We start from the raw sequence: 15,550 nt of genomic DNA on the forward strand, positions 1-15,550 counted from the left end.
ACGGGGGTTCCATGCCGTCCACGCGCTACGAGCTCCGCATCAAGGGACGGTTGTCCGCGGACGTCCGCCACGACTTCGACGAGTTCGACCTGACCGAGGCGCCCGTCGAGACGATCATGCTCGGTGACGTCTCCGACGACGCCCACCTGCACGGGGTGCTCGCCCGTCTGCAGGCCTACGGCCTCCAGGTCCTCTCGCTGCGCAGCCTGCCCGAGTGACGCCCCGGGGCCGCCAGGTCACCCGGGCGGGGTGAGCCCCCCGACGACGTCGTCCGCGACCGTTCCCCGACATCCGTCCCGTCGGGAACGGGAGCACGACACGACGCGAGGAGCAGCGGCCATGACCGAGGGGGACGGCCCGACGCCGGTGTCCGCCGCGACCGCCGACCCGCCCCCGAGCGCCGCCCTGCCCCGGGGTGTCGTGATCCTGCTGGGAGCGGCCGCGGCGGTGGTGGTCGTCGTCGGGATGTCCGCGACCTCCTGGCTGCTCGGGCCCCTGCTCCTGGCGCTGATCATCGTGATCGCGGTGAGCCCCATCCAGACCTGGCTGCGCCGTCGGGGCTGGCCTTCCTGGGCGGCCACGGCCTCACTGGTGGTGGTGATCTACGGGACGCTGGTGGTGCTCGCGGGTTTCCTCGTCGCCTCGGTCAGCCAGCTGTCCGCGCTGCTGGCCCAGAGCGCGGGCCGGGCCCAGCAACTCGTCGCGTCGCTCGGCGCCGCGCTCGCCAGGGTGGGCGTCGACCCCGCCCAGGCACGGGACACGGCGGGCTCGGCGGATCTGAGCAAGGTGGCGGGGACGCTCGGCAGCCTGCTCTCGGGTCTGGGCTCGATCCTCAGCAGCCTGGTCTTCCTCCTCGCCCTGCTCCTGTTCCTCACCGCGGAGTCGAGCGGGACGGCACGGCGGATGGCCATGATCGCGACCCAACGACCCCACATGGTGAGCGCCCTCGAGGGGTTCGTCTCGGGGACCCGGAACTACCTCGTCGTGACCGCGGTCTTCGGCTTCATCGTGGCCGTCCTCGACGGGGCCGCCCTCGCCCTCATGGGCATACCGTTGGTGGTCCTGTGGGCCGTGCTGTCGTTCATCACGAACTTCATCCCGAACATCGGCTTCATCATCGGACTGGTCCCACCCGCACTCCTCGCGCTGATCACCGGCGGCTGGCAGCTCGCTCTGGCCGTCGTCGTCGTCTACTGCGTCCTGAACATGGTGATCCAGTCGCTGATCCAGCCCCGCTTCATCGGGGACTCGGTCGGGCTCTCCACCACGGTGACGTTCCTGGCGCTGCTCTTCTGGGCCTGGGTGCTCGGCCCGCTCGGGGCGCTCCTCGCGATCCCGGTGACGCTGCTCGTGAAGGCGATCCTGGTCGACTCCGACCCCCGCGCGCTGTGGGTCGAGGCCCTCCTGGGCTCCACTCCCGCGCCGGAGAAGGCGAAGAAGCCGAAGAAGCCGAGGAAGTCCCGCAGACACGTCGGCAACGGACACGTCCCGGTCACCGAGGACGGACTCACGCCGCCGCGGGTGTGACCCCGGTGGGAGGAGGGGCCGACGCGGGGACCGGGCCGGGATCGCCGGACGGCCCCCGCCGTGGTGAGCTGACCACCGTGCCGTCCGACGAACGACCCGCGCCGGGACGGGCCGGCCAGGAGCGCGGGTCGGGACGCACCGCGCGGGCGATCGCGCGCTACGAGCGGACCCGCCGCCGGTTCGAGGGCTCCACCGCGGGTCACATGACCCGCCGGGCCGCCGAGGTCGACGTCCTGCACCACGCGCTCGTCTTCGCCGCCCTCGGGTTCCTCCTCGTCGTGCCGATCCTGATCAGCCTCTCGGCGCTCGTCCCCCTCGGCAGCAGCGGTGGCGTGGCGGCCGCCTTCGCCGCCCGGGTCGGTCTGACACCCGAGGCGACCCGCGACCTGCAAAGCTGTTCTCCGCCCAGGCGACGGCGCGGGGAGACGCCACCTGGGGCAGCGTGCTGCTGTCCGTGGTGTGCGGGATCTCCTGGCCGCTGGCGCTGCAGCGGGGCTACGAGGTGGCCTGGACACTCCCCCGGGCCGGGACGCGGGAGCTGTGGCGGCCCGTCACCTGGCTCGTCGGCGTGGTCGCCGTCCTGGTGGTCCTGACGCTCCTCGGCGACGTGGCCGGGGGGCTGTCGGGCCCGGCACGGGTGGTGATCCGGGTGCTCGGCGTGCCCGCCGTCGTCGCCTGGGCGTGGTGGACCCAGCACTTCCTGCTCGGCGGCCGCGTCGCCTGGCGGCCACTCGCACCCGGCGCCGTCGCGATCGGCCTCGGGCTCGTCGGCCTGAAGGTCCTCGCCGACCGACTGCTCTCCACGTCGATCGTCAACCACGAGGCCGAGTACGGGCCGATCGGCGTCGTGTTCACGATGCTCTCGTGGCTGATCGCGCTGAGCACGGTGCTCCTCGGTGGAGCGCTGCTCGGCGCGGTCGTCGTCGCCCGCCGGGAATGAGGCGGGCGCGCGGTCGCGGCCGTGCCACGGCACGGCCGCGCCCCGCCCGGCCCTACGCGAAGACCTCGCGCAGCTCCTGCTCCTTGTCGCTCGGCAGGTTGGTCTGGATCAGCTCGGCGTGCCGGCCCGCGAACGCCTCCTCGACCTTGTCGAGCACCGCGTCCTCCGTCATCGCGAACAGCGCCGACGTCCCCGGGGTGATCTCCTCCCGGGCCCGCTTGATGAAGTCGTCGTCGATCCCGACGTCGGCCGCGGCGCCCGCCGCGGCACCTGCGGCGGCCCCGATGGCCATCCCGACCAGCGGCACGAAGAACAGGAGGCCGAACAACATCCCCCAGAACATGCCGCTCATCGCGCCGGCACCGGTCAGGTTGTGCAGCTGACGCGTCCGGGGCTTCTTCGCCTCCGGGGCCCAGGACACGGTGGCCCCGTCGATCAGCGTGATCAGTTGCTGCTTCTGCAGGGACTGCAGCGCCAGGACGGCGCGGTCCGCGCCCTCGGGGTCCGGGAACTTCCACACGGTCAAGGTGGCCATCGGTGTGCTTCCTTCGCGTACTCGGACAGGGAGCACGAGCGTCGCCGGGGACCCGTCGTCGGGAACTCATCCCCGGCAGGTGACCGAGCGGCCCCCCGGGGGATCGGCGTGACGGCGTCGCCCGCGTGCCGGCCACCCCGCGCGGCGGGGTCACCCGCCGAGCACGATGCCGGCGCGCGGCCCGGGCGGACGATCGGTCCCGTGGAGACCACTGACACCGAGCCACCACCCGACGGTGCGCCCCCGCAGGGCGCGGACGGGCCGACGCCCTGGGAATGGCACGTCGACATCCCCTACGTCGGGCCCGTGGGCTGGCCCCTCACCGGCAGCCTCAGCTACATCATCACGGTCGGGACGCTCGCGGCCTTCGAGGTGATCTCCTGGCCGGTCGCGGGCCTGCTCGGGCTCGGCCACCTGATGGCCCGGAACCGGGACAGCCGGGTCGCGAGCGAGATCGGAGCCGGCCTCGGCGTCGCACGCTGACCGGCCCGGGCCGCTCCGCGGGCGACCGCGCCGACCTCACCCGCTCCGGACGACGCCGCGGGAGGCGGCACCTCGCCACGGTGGTGGTGCGACGCCGCCCGGCGTCCCCCTGTCCGCGCGTCGGAGGAGACGACGATGACCGAGCAACGAACCCAGCCCCCGTCGGGAGGGCCCGCCCCCTCCTCGCGCGCCGTCGACGACGCCACCGGGTACGGCCGACCTCCGGGAGCCTCGGGCGGTTGGGTCCGCTTCGGTGGCGTCCTCATGGTGGTCGTCGGTGCCTTCGCCGTGGTCGAGGGTCTCTTCGCGCTCTTCATGCCCACGGCCTACGTCACGACGAGCCAGACGGTGGTCACCCTGACCTTCACCGGATGGGGCTGGCTGCACGTCATCTCCGGCGCGCTGGTGGTGCTCGTCGGTGCCGCGCTCCTGCGCGACGACGTGCCGGGCTGGGCCCGGATCACCGCGATCGTGCTCGTCATGATCAACCTGATCGCCCAGTTCACGTGGCTGCCCGCGGCCCCGGTCTGGTCGATCCTCATGATCGTGCTCGACGTCGTCATCATCGGCGCCCTCGTCGCGTTGCCGGACCGCCCGACCCGCTCCGCGTAGCCCCGGACCGACATGACCCGCGGGTGGACGTCCGACGTCGACGGGCACACGCCCCCACCGGCACGGCGCGCCCACGCGGTCCGGGCGCGGATCGACGAGCTGCACCGGCGGCACGCCGCCGCGCCCGTCGACGTCGTGTCCTACTACCCGCCGGAGGCGGCGGGGCGCCCGGAGGTCTTCGGACTCGCCGGCGTCCACGTCTCCGGGGTGCGCGTGTCGGTCGGTGACAGCGCGGAACGGTTCCCGCTGCAGTCCATCTCCAAGGTCTTCACCTACGCGCTCGCCCTCGAGGACAACGGTCGCGACGCGACCCTCGCCCGTGTCGGGGTGGAGCCCTCCGGCGATCCCTACAACTCGATCACCTTCGACGACGCCCACCACCGACCCTTCAACCCGATGATCAACTCCGGGGCACTCGTGGCGGCGGCCCTCGTCCACGGCCGGACCCGCGCGGAGCGCGTGGAACGCCTGGTCGCCCGCCTGCGCGCCTTCGCGGGCGACCCCGGGATCGACGTGGACCGGACGATCCTCGCCGAGCAGCTGCGGTCGACCGACCGCAACCTCGGCCTGGCCTACGTCATGCGCTCGCTGGGGATGCTCGACGGCGACATCGAGGACACCGTCGCCGTCTACCTCTCAGCCTGCTCGGTCACGACCACCACCGACGAGCTGGCGGTCATGGGGGCGACGCTGGCCAACGGCGGCGTCAATCCGGTCACCGGGGAGCGCGCCATGCCCGCCGCCCTGGTCCGCGACGTCCTCAGCGTCATGCTCACCTGCGGCATGTACGACGCCGCGGGCCAGTGGTTCCACGACGTCGGCATCCCCGCCAAGAGCGGGGTCAGCGGGGGGATCGTCGCCGCCCTGCCCGGGCGCATCGGGATCGCCGTCTACTCCCCCGGCCTCGACGGTCACGGCAACTCGGTCCGCGGGGTCAACCTCTGCCGCGACCTCTCGGAGCACTTCGGCCTGCACGTCTTCACCGCGGCCCGGCCGGACGCCGCGTTCACCTGACCGGACGGTCCCCCGTGCGCGGAGTCAGCCGCGTCGTTGGCGACCCACGATCACGCCGACCACCAGCCCGACGCCGAGACAGAGGGCCAGCGCCGCCCACAGCGGCATGAGCACGACCGGGATCAGCAGCCGGATCTCGGTCAGGTCGCGGTTCTCCACGATGAACACGACGACGAGCACCGACAGCACGAGGGCCACGACCCGCCGGGGGGTGAGGGCGCGACGACGGGCTCCGGGCGCTCGGGCCGCCGTCGTGCCGCCTCCGGCCGGTGCCGCTCCGTGGTCGACCATGGCCCTCGTCCTCTCCTCGCCCCCGATCACCCATGCACCGGCTCGACAAGGGTCCCGCTCCGGGGGACCGTCGGGCGTCACCCGCGCGAGGTGAGCCCGCGTTCCCCCGGTTCCCGGCGTGCCGCGGTGGGGTGCTGTCGGTCCGGGCGGACGGCGGAGCGCCCTCACCTGCTTTGGGCGACGACCTCGGTGCAGCCGGACGAGCACCCTGCCGCGGGTGCCGCGCCGTCGCGGCGCCGGGGCGGCCGGAGGAGCGGGTGTGGACGAGCGGGAGCGACGACAGCTGGAGCTGATCGAGGACCACGTCCTCGCCTCGGACCTTCGGCTCGCGGCGCGGCTGAGCCGGCCCGGGGGGCGGTGGCGGCCGACGGCCCTGGCCGTGGCGCTCGCCGGGATCACGGTGGTCCTCGTCGCGATCACCGTCGGCCTGATCCTGCTCGGGCTGGTCCTCCAGGCGTGCCTCGTCACCGTGATCGCGGCGTGGCCCGCGGCGCTCCTGCGTCCCCGACGGTCCCGGCGGCGCTGACCGACCCCGAGTGGGCGCCGCCGGACCGCCCAGCGCGTGGGTCCCGTCGTCGGGACCTCCGGACCCGACGACGGGACCGGGCGGACGGTGCCGGTGGCGAGGCGCGCGTTCCATCGTCGGCCCGGACCCGTACGGGGAGGACCGATGATCGAGCACTGGACACCACCGGTGACGGCACGACGACGACCCGCCCGGTGATCGCGTGCGGCCCTCCAAACGACACGTCCCGGCGCGCCCTCCCCAGTTCGTGGACCGCGACGAGGTCCGGGCGCTCCTCGACGAGAGCGCGTCGACGGGTGTCTCGCGGAGCGTGGGGCGGGTGGTGCTGGTGAGCGCCCCGACCGGGTACGGCAAGACGGTCGCCGTGGCCGACTGGGTCCTGGCCTCGCCCGAGGCCGCGACCTGGGTGACCCTCGACGAGTCCGACCGCGACGAGACCGCCTGGTGGGACTCGGTGCTGAGCGCGCTGTCCTCCCATCCGGGGATGCCGGCGGACAGTCCCCTCCGCCGGCTGCGACGCCCGCCGGCCGGTGGGGGGCCATGGGCGCGGGAGACCCTCGTGGCCGAGGTGCTCGACGCCCTCGACGCGGTGCCGGTCCCACTGCGGCTGGTCCTCGACGACGTCCACGAGATCGTGGGGCATCCCGCCCAGCACGCGCTGCGGACGCTCGTCCGACGACCGGCCCGGGGCCTGACCCTCGTGCTGTGCAGCCGCTCCGACCCGCCGGTCGGGGTCGACCGGCTGCGGCTGGAGGGCCGCCTCGGTGAGGTCCGCGCCGCCGACCTGGCCTTCTCCGCCGAAGCCGTCGCCCGGTTGTTCATGCTGGCGTCGGTCCCGCTGACCCCGGAGCAGGCGACCACCCTGGTCGAGCGCACCGAGGGCTGGGTGGCCGCCCTGCGTCTGCTCGCCCTCTCGCTGGCGCGGACGTCGGACCGCGCGACGGTGGTGTCGGACTTCGCCGGCGACGACCGCGCGGTGGCCGAGTACCTCATGGACGAGGTGCTGTCGACGCTGGACCTCCGGGAACGCCGGGTCGTCGAGGTCACCTGTGCCTGCTCGCCGCTCCCGGTCGAGCTCGCCCGGGAGCTCTGCGACGACGACGCCGTGACCGAGGTGCTGGAGCGCCTCGAGGCGACCACGGCGATGGTCCGGGCCGGCGACCGCCGGGGCGAGGAGTACCAGGCCCACGAACTGCTGCGCACCCACGTGCTGGCCAGGCTCCGGAGGCGGGACCCGGACCGGCTCCGTGCCCTCTACCGGAGGGCGTCGGTGTGGTTCGAGGCCCGCGACGACGCACCGGCGGCCGTGCGCTTCGCCGCGCTCGCCGGTGACGTCGCCGGGACCGAGGGACTGCTCCGGACGCGGGCGGTCGAGCTGCTCGGCGTCGGGGACTTCTCCTCGCTGCGCGGCCCCGAGGACCTGCTGTGGGCCCGGGGCGCCGACACGCGCGCCCGCATCGTCCTCGGCCTGGCGGCGCTCGAGAAGGGCAAGGTCGACCACGCCGCCACGCTGCTCGAGACCTCGGCGTCGGCCCAGCTGGACGAGGAGGCGGGGACCGCGCTCCTCCGCGAGATCGCGGCCACCCGCCTGGCGCTGGCCCGGGGCCACCACCGGGCCGCCACCGTGGCGGCGGCGGGCCTGGCCCCCGAGACGGTCGACGAACCACCCCTGCGCACGCTCGCGGTGGTGACCCGGGGCTACGCGGTGGCCACCGCCGACCCCGGTCGTGCCCGCGCCGACGCCGAGGAGGCCCTGTCCGTCGCGCGGGCGCGCGACTGGCCCTACCTGATCGCCCAGGCCAGGACCGCCCTCGCCTTCTCGCTCGTCTACGGCGACCAGCTCGACACCGCGGTCGAGCACGCCCACGCGGTCCTCGACCTCACCGCGCGGCACGCGTGGAAGGACACCCCCTGGACACCCGGGGCGCTGGTGGTCCTGGCGGCGGCCGACCTCCTCGGTGGCCGCCACGAGCAGGCCCTCGCGGCCGTGATCCGGGCCGAGGGCGTCACGGCGGTGCACCACGCCGAGTACCGCAACGCGTCGGCGGTCCTGCGTGGCGCCGCGGAGTACGACGGTGGTCAGTACGTCGAGGGATGGCAACTGCTGCGCGCCGCCCGGGTCCAGGCCCTCGCCGAGGGGCTCGACGACCGCCACGTCGCGTTCGCCGCCCTGCTCGAGATGGACGCCGCGCTCGGGCTGGGCCGGGGGCGCGAGGCGGCCGAACTCGCGCGGGCGGTCGGCGACCGGCTGGCCGGCACGGGCGACGGTGCCGTGATCGAGGCCCGGCAGCGCTGGACGTCGTCCCGGGCCCCTGCCGCACGCCGACTCCTCGCGCCCGCCCTGGACGGCGATCATCCCTTCGTCACGGCGCTCGCCGGGACCGAGGCGCGCGTCCTCGACGCCGAGATGGCCCTGGCCTCGGGGCAGCAGCCCCTCGTCCGGCACCGGGTGCGCGAGGCGCTCCGGGACGCCAACGATCACGGGAGGCTGCGGCCGCTCCTGCGGGCCTCGACGGACCTGCACGACTACCTCGAGAAGCGGCGCGGCAGCTTCGGGCCCCACGACCGCACGGTCGCCCACGTCCTCGCCCGGTCCGGGGGAACGACGACGACCCTGCCGTCGGCCCTGACGGAGCGGGAACACGAGGTCCTGGAGCTCCTGCCGACCCTGCAGTCGATCGAGGAGATCGCCGACGACCTCACCGTCTCGGTGAACACGGTGAAGACCCACGTACGGTCGATCTACCAGAAGCTGGGAGCGGGCAGCCGCCGGGACGCGGTCGCCCGGGCCCACCGGGCCGGGGTGCTCACCCGCATCGAGTGATCACGTCGACCGGAGGCCCGCTCGGCGCAGGCCGCCGCGACGAGTGGATCCACCCTGAGGGCGGGGCCGGGCATCCGGTCGTGGGCACTGCGCCCTTCGGCAGCAACGCCCGTCATCGGACGCGTCCGGGACGCCCGTCGGCGCACCCGGCGGCCGGGGCCTCTCAGGATCACCCGGTCGTCCGGGAACGGCTCCCTAACGTCGCGCCGTGCCTGCGAAACACCGCGCTCCGCGCGCCGCCACCTCGCTCCGACGGACCGTGGTCGCCTCCACCACCGGGCCGCTCACCCTCGCCGCCCTCGGGGCCGTCGTCGCTCCCGCCGCCCAGGCCGCCCCCTCGGTCAACTGGGACGCGATCGCCCAGTGCGAGTCCTCCGGCAACTGGGCCGCGAACACCGGGAACGGGTTCTTCGGCGGCCTGCAGTTCACCGCGTCGACGTGGAAGGCGTTCGGTGGCAGCGGGGCGGCCCAGAACGCGTCCCGCGAGGAGCAGATCGCCGTCGCCGAGCGGGTCCTCGACGGGCAGGGCATCGGCGCGTGGCCGGTGTGCGGGAAGAAGGGCGGGACGCCGTCCTCGGGCAACACCTCGTCGTCCTCGTCCTCCTCGTCGGGCGGCTCGGCCACGAAGGCGGCGACGAAGAACACGACGGCGCCGGCGCAGCAGCACTCCACCTCGTCCGGGAAGCACGCCGCCGCCGGTGCCGGGACCTACACCGTGCAGGCCGGCGACACCCTCGGCGCGATCGCCCGCTCCCACGACCTCTCCGGCGGATGGCGCTCCCTGGCCGACGCCAACCCCGACATCGCGACCAGCCCGGACCTGATCTTCCCGGGCCAGTCGCTCACGCTGCCCGGCTAGCTCGCCTCAGCGCCTCGCCCGCGCCGCGAACGCGGTCAGGGCGGACGGGTCGTCGACCGCCCCGGGGCTCGCGACCTCCTCGACCGGCCGGCCCCGGAGGATCTGCTTCACGGGCTTCTCCAGCTTCTTGCCGGTCATGGTGCGGGGCACCGCCGGGACCGCCTCGATCACGTCGGGGAGGTGGCGCGGCGAGAGCTCCGACGTCAACGCGCCGCGGATCCGGGCGTGCAACCCGTCGTCGAGAACCCCTCCCCCGGCGACCACGACGAAGAGCAGCAGCTCCCCGGGCCCGCCGTCGGCGGCCTCGAGGTGCACGACGAGGGAGTCGGCGACCTCCGGGAGCTCCTCGACCACGGCGTAGAACTCGGCGGTGCCGAGCCGGACCCCGCCGCGGTTGAGCGTCGCGTCGGAGCGGCCGGTGATGACGAAGCTGCCGCGGGAGGTGCGGATCGCCCAATCCCCGTGCCGCCAGACGCCGGGGAACTCGCCAAAGTAGGACTCGCGGTAGCGCGCGTCGTCCGGGTCGTTCCAGAACCGCACCGGCATCGACGGCATCGGACGGCGGATGACGAGCTCGCCGACCTCGTCGACGATCTCCCGACCGGACTCGTCGAACACGGTCACGTCGACGCCGAGGCACGGCCCGGCGAGCTCGCCGCGGTACACCGGCAGCCACGGGTTGCCGGCGACGAAGCCCGAGCAGACGTCGGTGCCGCCGCTCATCGAGTTGACGAGCACGCCGTCGCCGAGCTGCTCGGCCGCCCAGTCGAACCCGTCGTCGGGAAGGGGGGAGCCGGTGATCCCGAGGAGCCGCAGCGACGACAGGTCCCCCACCGAGCGCGGCTCGATCCCCGCCTTGCGGCAGGCCATGAGGTAGGCGGGGCTGGTGCCGAGGTGGGTCAGGCGCGAGTCGGCGGCGATGCGCCACTGCGCGGTGAGGTCGGGGTACAGGAAGTTGCCGTCGACCAGCACGATCGTCGCCCGGCGGAGCAGACCGGAGACGAGGATCGGCCACATCGTCCACGCGGTGGTGGTGAACCAGCAGAAGCGGTCGCCGGGGCGCAGGTCCAGCGCGAGCGCGTGGTTCTTGTAGTGCTCGAGCAGGATGCCGCCGTGCCCGTGGACGATCGCCTTGGGCAGCCCGGTGGTGCCCGAGGAGAAGAGCACCGTCAGCGGGTGGTCGAACGGGACGGGCTCGAACGCCAGGTCGGCGGCCTCGCCCAGCAGCTCGTCCCAGCTCAGCGCGTCCGGCACCCCCCGGGAGCCGTAGGGCACGGCCACGACGTGGCGGAGGGTCGGGAGGCCGGCCCGGATCGTCGCGACGTCGGCGGACCTGTCGATCGGCTTGTCGCCGTAGACGTAGCCGCCGATGGTCAGGAGCACGGTGGGCTCGACCTGCGCGAAGCGGTCGATCACGCTGCGCGCGCCGAACTCGGGCGCGCACGCCGCCCACACCGCGCCGAGCGACGCGCACGCGAGGTAGGCGACGACGGCCTCGGGGATGTTGGGCAGGAACCCGACCACGCGGTCGTCGCGCCCGACGCCGAGCCGCGTTAGCCCCGCCCGGCAGCGCGCGACCTGGTCGGCGAGCTCGCCGAACGTCAGCTCCCGCGTCTCCCGGGTCTGCGACCACGCGAGGACCGCGGGCTGCTGCGGATCGCCCCGGAGCAGATGCTCGGCGTAGTTGATCGCGCTCCCCGGGAACCAGGTGGCGCCGGGCATGGAGTCGTTCGTCAGCACCTCGTCGGAGAGCCCGTCGACGCCGAAGTGGTCGCGGATCGCGCGCCAGAAGCCCTCGAGGTCCTCGACCGACCAGCGGTGGAGCTCGGCGTAGTCGGCGAACTCCCGGTCCAGGCCGGCGAGGAACTCCGCCAGCGCGGTCCCGTCGAGGGGGCCGGCGTCCCGGATGACGATGGGGGCATCTGCCGCGGTGGACACCGCCCCATCGTCGTCGCCGCGCGGGCCGCACGGAAGGTCAGCGGGTGCGGCGCCAGAAGCTGTTGTACGGGGTGAGCTTGTCGACGAAGGTCCACCCCGTGGCCTGGAGGTAGCCGATCACGGCGACGTCGACGAAGTCCTCGACGAGCAGCAGGGCCTCGGCCGCGCCGGTGGTCGTCGCGAGGGCGCCGTCGAGGGCCGGGACCTCGTAGCCCTCCACGTCGATCTTGAGCACGACGACGTCGTCGCGGCGCACCTCGGGCAGCCCGTCGAGCGTCGCGTCGACCGTCGTCACCGCCACCTGCTCGTGCTTCGCCCCGGCGACGAGGTCGGCGCGCACCCCGCTGCTGCCGGGTTCCTCGTCGTCGAAGGTGAGCATGATGCGGTCCACGGTGCCGTCGCCGCACGCGGCGCGGACCCGGTGGACGCGGTCGGCGACACCGTTGAGCTCGACGTTGTGGGCGAGGAGGCCGTGCGAGTCGTAGGCGGGCTCGAACGCGACCACGGTGACCTCGGGGTCGTGCCGCGCGACCGTGACCGTGTAGGTCCCGAGGTCGGCGCCGATGTCGAGGAACGTGACGGTGCGTCCCGCGGCGCGGTAGCGGTCGAGCTCGGCGAGCAGGCGGTCGACGTCCGGGCGCTCGAACGCGGGCGAGGCGCAGGCCGCGTCGATGGTGCCGGGACGGACCGCGAACCGGCCGAAGCGGGAGTCGACCTCGTCGATGTGCAGGCCCCGCAGGGGCGCCGGCCGCCGCCCGGCGAAGCGCGCCACCGAGTAGGACCACTCGTAGGCGGCGAGGCGCAGCCGGTGCGAGCGGACGTCGGTGACCATGCCGACGGTCTTGTCGCGCACGTAGGAGGCGACGAAGCGGGCCCGGTCACGACGCCGGAAGCCGAAGGGACGCGACGGGGCCGACGGTGGGACGGTCATGCCCCAGAATGTCGCAGGCCGGAGCGGACGTCGTGAGGCCGTTCGCGTGAGCAGCACCCGGACGGGTGGCACCCGGACCCGTCGTCGGGACGGGCGGACGGAACTCGCTTCGCGGGCGGGACACCACCCACGCCCGATGTGCCTCCCGCGGGAGGCCGGGTCACGCCTGGGCGGCCGGTGCCGGCTCCCCCGTGAGCGAGCGCTCGATCTCCTCGAGGCTGCGGCCCTTGGTCTCGGGCAGCAGGCGCTGGACGAAGACGAAGGCCAGGAACGTCATGACGGCGAAGAACAGGAAGTTCCAGCCGGCCCCGAAGGCGTCGAGCAGCGACGGGAACGCGAGGGCCACGGCCATGTTGAACAGCCAGTTGAACGTCACGCAGATGCTCACCCCGGCGGCGCGCACCCGGAGCGGGAAGAGCTCGGGCAGCGCCACCCACTGCACCGGGCCCCACGAGATCGAGAAGGACGCGATGTAGACGACGATCCCGACCAGGGTGAGGGTCAGCAGCAGCGGGCCCTGGGCGAGGCCGACGAGGTTGGTGACCGTCAGCAGGATCATCGCCGCGCACATACCGAGCGCCCCGAAGAGCAGCAGCGGACGACGACCGGCCCGGTCGATGAGGTACATGCCCGGCAGCGTCATCAGCATGTTCACGGCGCCGATGGCGACGTTGGCGAGGATGGCGCCCCCGGCGGCGAAGCCGACGTTGGTCAGCAGGGTGGGCGCGTAGTAGATGATCGTGTTGATCCCGACGAAGTTCTGGAAGAACACGAGCAGCATCCCGACGACGAAGATGGGGCGCAGCCGCGTCCCGAGCAGCGCCCGGGGGCCCAGGTCCTCCCCGTCGGACTCGTCCCCGACGGAGCTGTGGATCTCGGCCAGCTCGGCGTCGGCCGCGGCCTCGCTCCCGCGCAGCCGGGTCAGGACCACCCGCGCGTCGTCCTCGCCGCCCGGCTTGTTCGCCACCAGCCAGCGGGGGCTCTCCGGCTGCGTGTAGATCCCGATCGCGAGCAGGACCGCGGGGACGACCCCGATGCCGATCATCCAGCGCCAGCCGTGGCTCGCGGAGAAGGCGTAGTCGGTGACGTAGGCGAGGAAGATGCCGATGGTCACGAGCAGCTGCATCAGCGACGTCAGGCGGCCGCGGATCTCCTTCGGCGCGAGTTCGGAGAGGTACATCGGGACGACCACCGAGATGATCCCGACCCCGATCCCCATGACGAACCGGAACCCGATGAGCATCGCCGCGTTGACGCCGAGGGCCGCGCCGAGCGTGCCGATCACGAACACCACGCCGCCGGCGAAGATCAGCCGCCGTCGACCGAGGCTGTCGGCGAGCCGCCCGGAGAGGCCCGCCCCGAGCATCGCGCCGACGAGCAGGCCGGACACCACCAGGCCCTGCAGCAGCGGGGAGAGCGGGATGTCGTCGGGGATGTAGAGCAGCGCCCCGGAGATCACGCCGGTGTCGAAACCCCAGAGGATCCCGCCGAGGGCCCCGAAGAACCAGATCGCGGCGGTCCGTCCGCGCTGCTGCGTCGCCATGCGAGACCCCGCCTCGGTTGTGTAGCCCAACTTCATCGGTGATGGTGCAGGCGCTTGCGTGGCGCGGCAACGTGAGACACCCGTCGTCGGGAAGGATCGACCGCATGGCCCGCACCGACCGCGCCACCCGGACGATCGCAGCGCCGCCGGGGGCGGTGCGCCGGGCGCTGCTCGACCCGGACGCGCTGGCCTCGTGGCTGCCGCCGGACGGGATGCGCGGGCGGGTCGAGCGCGTCGACGCCCGGGCGGGCGGCGGGTTCCGGATGGAGCTGACCTACCTCGACCCGACGGGTGCGCCGGGCAAGTCGACCGACGCGAGCGACGTCGTGGAGGTCGGGTTCGGCGAGCTCTCCGACCAGCGGGTGGTCTGGCGCACGGAGTTCGTCGCGGACGACCCGGCGTTCGCGGGGGTCATGACGATGACGTGGTCGCTTCTGCCGGCCGGGGCGGGCACCGAGGTGGAGGTCACCGCGGCCGACGTGCCGCCCGGCATCGAGCCGGGCGTGCACGAGGCGGCGATGGCGTCGTCACTGGCGCACCTCGCCGCCTTCGTCGAGGGCTGACAGCTCCCGGGCCACCGCTCCCCCGAGCGCCACGTTGGCCCGGTAGAGGGCGAGGTTGACCTCGAGGCTGCGGCCCTCGCTCGCCCGGTGCAGGTGGTCGAGCAGGTGCGGCGTCGTGTCCTTGCCCCGCACCCCGTGGGCCTCGGCGTCGGCGAGCGCGCCCTCGATCACCGCGCGGTGCAGGACGTCGTCGAGCTCGTCGGCCACGGCGACCGGGTTGGCCAGCAGCACCGCCGAGCGCAGCCCGAGGGCGTCCCGGGCCCGGACCACGGCGGCCACCTCGGCCGGCGTCTCGACCCGGTCCGCGACGCCGAACCCGGAGTCGCGGACGTAGAAGCCGGGGAACATTGTCGTGCGGTAGCCGAGCACCGTGACCTGCAGCGTCTCGAGACGTTCCAGGGTCGCGCCGACGTCGAGGATCGACTTCACCCCGGCCGACACCACGAGGATCGGCAGGCCCGCGAGTGCGATCAGGTCGGCCGACTCGTCGAACGTGTCCGCCGCGCCCCGGTGCACGCCGCCCAGCCCGCCGGTGGCGAACACGCCGACGCCGGCGCGGTGCGCGAGCAGGGCGGTCGCAGAGACCGTCGTCCCGCCCGACCAGCCCTGTGCCATGGCGACCGGCAGGTCCCGCGTCCCGATCTTGTGCACGTCGTCGGCCGCGCCGAGGCGGTCGATCTCCTCGGCGGAGAGCCCGATGGTCGGCCGCCCGCCGACCACCCCGACCGTCGCCGGGACCACTCCCGCGTCGCGCAGCAGGGCCTCCGCGTCGCGGGCGGCGGTCACGTTCCGGGGCCGCGGCAGCCCGTGGGTGATGATCGTCGTCTCCAGCGCGACGACGGGGCGCCGCGCGGCCACCGCCACGCGGACCTCCTCGGACACGGACACCGCCGGCGGGATCGGCATGATCCCCACCCTGCCCTCCTCACACGGCCTTGGAACCCGTCCCGACGGGGGGTTATGG

The 15,550-nt window shown here is 73.9% G+C and carries 16 protein-coding genes; 10 read left to right on the plus strand and 6 right to left on the minus strand.

The genetic code is table 11. The annotated features are described in order from the left end of the window. Positions 1-11 precede the first annotated feature (11 nt). From A3CO_RS0110235 to A3CO_RS0110245, 3 genes are all read left to right on the plus strand, one after another. Complete coding sequence (locus A3CO_RS0110235; RefSeq protein WP_018332152.1) at positions 12-218, plus strand: hypothetical protein; 207 nt, start codon at positions 12-14, stop codon at positions 216-218. A gap of 121 nt (positions 219-339) precedes the next feature. Further along, positions 340-1,527 carry an AI-2E family transporter gene (locus A3CO_RS0110240; RefSeq protein ID WP_018332153.1) on the plus strand — a complete coding sequence of 396 codons (1,188 nt, stop codon included), beginning with the start codon at positions 340-342 and terminating at the stop codon, positions 1,525-1,527. Positions 1,528-1,969: 442 nt separating this feature from the next. Continuing rightward, positions 1,970-2,467, plus strand: coding sequence for a hypothetical protein (locus A3CO_RS0110245; RefSeq protein ID WP_018332154.1), 498 nt, complete (start codon positions 1,970-1,972; stop codon positions 2,465-2,467). A 52-nt stretch (positions 2,468-2,519) separates the two neighbouring features. Here the strand turns inward: A3CO_RS0110245 and A3CO_RS0110250 are convergent, their stop codons facing one another. Continuing rightward, complete coding sequence (locus A3CO_RS0110250) at positions 2,520-3,002, minus strand: DUF1269 domain-containing protein (RefSeq protein ID WP_018332155.1); 483 nt, start codon at positions 3,000-3,002, stop codon at positions 2,520-2,522. 201 nt (positions 3,003-3,203) lie between these two features. Here A3CO_RS0110250 and A3CO_RS31335 point away from each other — a divergent pair, with 201 nt between their 5' ends. From A3CO_RS31335 to glsA, 3 genes are all read left to right on the plus strand, one after another. After that, entirely contained in the window at positions 3,204-3,485 is a 282-nt protein-coding gene (locus A3CO_RS31335) for a hypothetical protein (protein WP_018332156.1), read from the plus strand. A 135-nt stretch (positions 3,486-3,620) separates the two neighbouring features. After that, positions 3,621-4,097 carry a DUF7144 family membrane protein gene (locus A3CO_RS0110260; protein WP_157647377.1) on the plus strand — a complete coding sequence of 159 codons (477 nt, stop codon included), beginning with the start codon at positions 3,621-3,623 and terminating at the stop codon, positions 4,095-4,097. A 12-nt stretch (positions 4,098-4,109) separates the two neighbouring features. Next, complete coding sequence (gene glsA, locus A3CO_RS0110265) at positions 4,110-5,111, plus strand: glutaminase A (RefSeq protein ID WP_018332158.1); 1,002 nt, start codon at positions 4,110-4,112, stop codon at positions 5,109-5,111. A 24-nt stretch (positions 5,112-5,135) separates the two neighbouring features. Here the strand turns inward: glsA and A3CO_RS31340 are convergent, their stop codons facing one another. Beyond that, on the minus strand, positions 5,136-5,402 hold the full coding sequence (locus A3CO_RS31340) for a hypothetical protein (RefSeq protein ID WP_018332159.1): 267 nt from the start codon (positions 5,400-5,402) through the stop codon (positions 5,136-5,138). A 259-nt stretch (positions 5,403-5,661) separates the two neighbouring features. Here A3CO_RS31340 and A3CO_RS0110275 point away from each other — a divergent pair, with 259 nt between their 5' ends. The 3 genes from A3CO_RS0110275 to A3CO_RS39980 all read left to right on the plus strand — a co-directional run bounded on the left by A3CO_RS0110275 (position 5,662) and on the right by A3CO_RS39980 (position 9,611). After that, positions 5,662-5,928: a DUF3040 domain-containing protein gene (locus tag A3CO_RS0110275; protein WP_018332160.1), complete on the plus strand. Its 267-nt coding sequence runs from the start codon at positions 5,662-5,664 to the stop codon at positions 5,926-5,928. Between the two features lie 247 nt (positions 5,929-6,175). Further along, entirely contained in the window at positions 6,176-8,752 is a 2,577-nt protein-coding gene (locus A3CO_RS39975; protein ID WP_018332161.1) for a LuxR C-terminal-related transcriptional regulator, read from the plus strand. A 208-nt stretch (positions 8,753-8,960) separates the two neighbouring features. Continuing rightward, positions 8,961-9,611, plus strand: a complete 651-nt coding sequence (locus A3CO_RS39980) for a LysM peptidoglycan-binding domain-containing protein (protein WP_026204465.1) — start codon at positions 8,961-8,963, stop codon at positions 9,609-9,611. Between the two features lie 6 nt (positions 9,612-9,617). On the opposite strand, the gene A3CO_RS0110290 is transcribed toward A3CO_RS39980, so the two are convergent. The 3 genes from A3CO_RS0110290 to A3CO_RS0110300 all read right to left on the minus strand — a co-directional run bounded on the left by A3CO_RS0110290 (position 9,618) and on the right by A3CO_RS0110300 (position 14,023). Further along, positions 9,618-11,549: an acetoacetate--CoA ligase gene (locus A3CO_RS0110290; RefSeq protein ID WP_018332163.1), complete on the minus strand. Its 1,932-nt coding sequence runs from the start codon at positions 11,547-11,549 to the stop codon at positions 9,618-9,620. A gap of 37 nt (positions 11,550-11,586) precedes the next feature. Continuing rightward, entirely contained in the window at positions 11,587-12,480 is an 894-nt protein-coding gene (locus A3CO_RS0110295) for an FkbM family methyltransferase (RefSeq protein ID WP_018332164.1), read from the minus strand. Positions 12,481-12,640: 160 nt separating this feature from the next. Further along, positions 12,641-14,023: a sugar porter family MFS transporter gene (locus A3CO_RS0110300; RefSeq protein WP_018332165.1), complete on the minus strand. Its 1,383-nt coding sequence runs from the start codon at positions 14,021-14,023 to the stop codon at positions 12,641-12,643. 104 nt (positions 14,024-14,127) lie between these two features. Between A3CO_RS0110300 and A3CO_RS0110305 the strand changes: the two genes are divergently transcribed. Continuing rightward, complete coding sequence (locus A3CO_RS0110305; protein WP_018332166.1) at positions 14,128-14,586, plus strand: SRPBCC family protein; 459 nt, start codon at positions 14,128-14,130, stop codon at positions 14,584-14,586. Here the strand turns inward: A3CO_RS0110305 and A3CO_RS0110310 are convergent. Beyond that, positions 14,551-15,492 carry a pseudouridine-5'-phosphate glycosidase gene (locus A3CO_RS0110310; RefSeq protein WP_033414239.1) on the minus strand — a complete coding sequence of 314 codons (942 nt, stop codon included), beginning with the start codon at positions 15,490-15,492 and terminating at the stop codon, positions 14,551-14,553. The genes A3CO_RS0110305 and A3CO_RS0110310 overlap by 36 nt on opposite strands. Between the last annotated feature and the right edge of the window lie 58 nt (positions 15,493-15,550).

This window comes from Actinomycetospora chiangmaiensis DSM 45062 (genome assembly GCF_000379625.1).
Classification (GTDB): Bacteria; Actinomycetota; Actinomycetes; order Mycobacteriales; family Pseudonocardiaceae; genus Actinomycetospora; species Actinomycetospora chiangmaiensis.

Excerpts from the sequence above, each read along its gene's own strand:
- A3CO_RS0110250 (WP_018332155.1), bottom strand. The coding sequence starts at position 3,002 with ATGGCCACCTTGACCGTGTGGAAGTTCCCGGACCCCGAGGGCGCGGAC.
- glsA (WP_018332158.1), top strand. The coding sequence starts at position 4,110 with ATGACCCGCGGGTGGACGTCCGACGTCGACGGGCACACGCCCCCACCG.
- A3CO_RS0110235 (WP_018332152.1), top strand. The coding sequence starts at position 12 with ATGCCGTCCACGCGCTACGAGCTCCGCATCAAGGGACGGTTGTCCGCG.
- A3CO_RS0110305 (WP_018332166.1), top strand. The coding sequence starts at position 14,128 with ATGGCCCGCACCGACCGCGCCACCCGGACGATCGCAGCGCCGCCGGGG.
- A3CO_RS0110260 (WP_157647377.1), top strand. The coding sequence starts at position 3,621 with ATGACCGAGCAACGAACCCAGCCCCCGTCGGGAGGGCCCGCCCCCTCC.
- A3CO_RS0110295 (WP_018332164.1), bottom strand. The coding sequence starts at position 12,480 with ATGACCGTCCCACCGTCGGCCCCGTCGCGTCCCTTCGGCTTCCGGCGT.
- A3CO_RS0110310 (WP_033414239.1), bottom strand. The coding sequence starts at position 15,492 with ATGCCGATCCCGCCGGCGGTGTCCGTGTCCGAGGAGGTCCGCGTGGCG.
- A3CO_RS0110240 (WP_018332153.1), top strand. The coding sequence starts at position 340 with ATGACCGAGGGGGACGGCCCGACGCCGGTGTCCGCCGCGACCGCCGAC.
- A3CO_RS31340 (WP_018332159.1), bottom strand. The coding sequence starts at position 5,402 with ATGGTCGACCACGGAGCGGCACCGGCCGGAGGCGGCACGACGGCGGCC.
- A3CO_RS0110300 (WP_018332165.1), bottom strand. The coding sequence starts at position 14,023 with ATGGCGACGCAGCAGCGCGGACGGACCGCCGCGATCTGGTTCTTCGGG.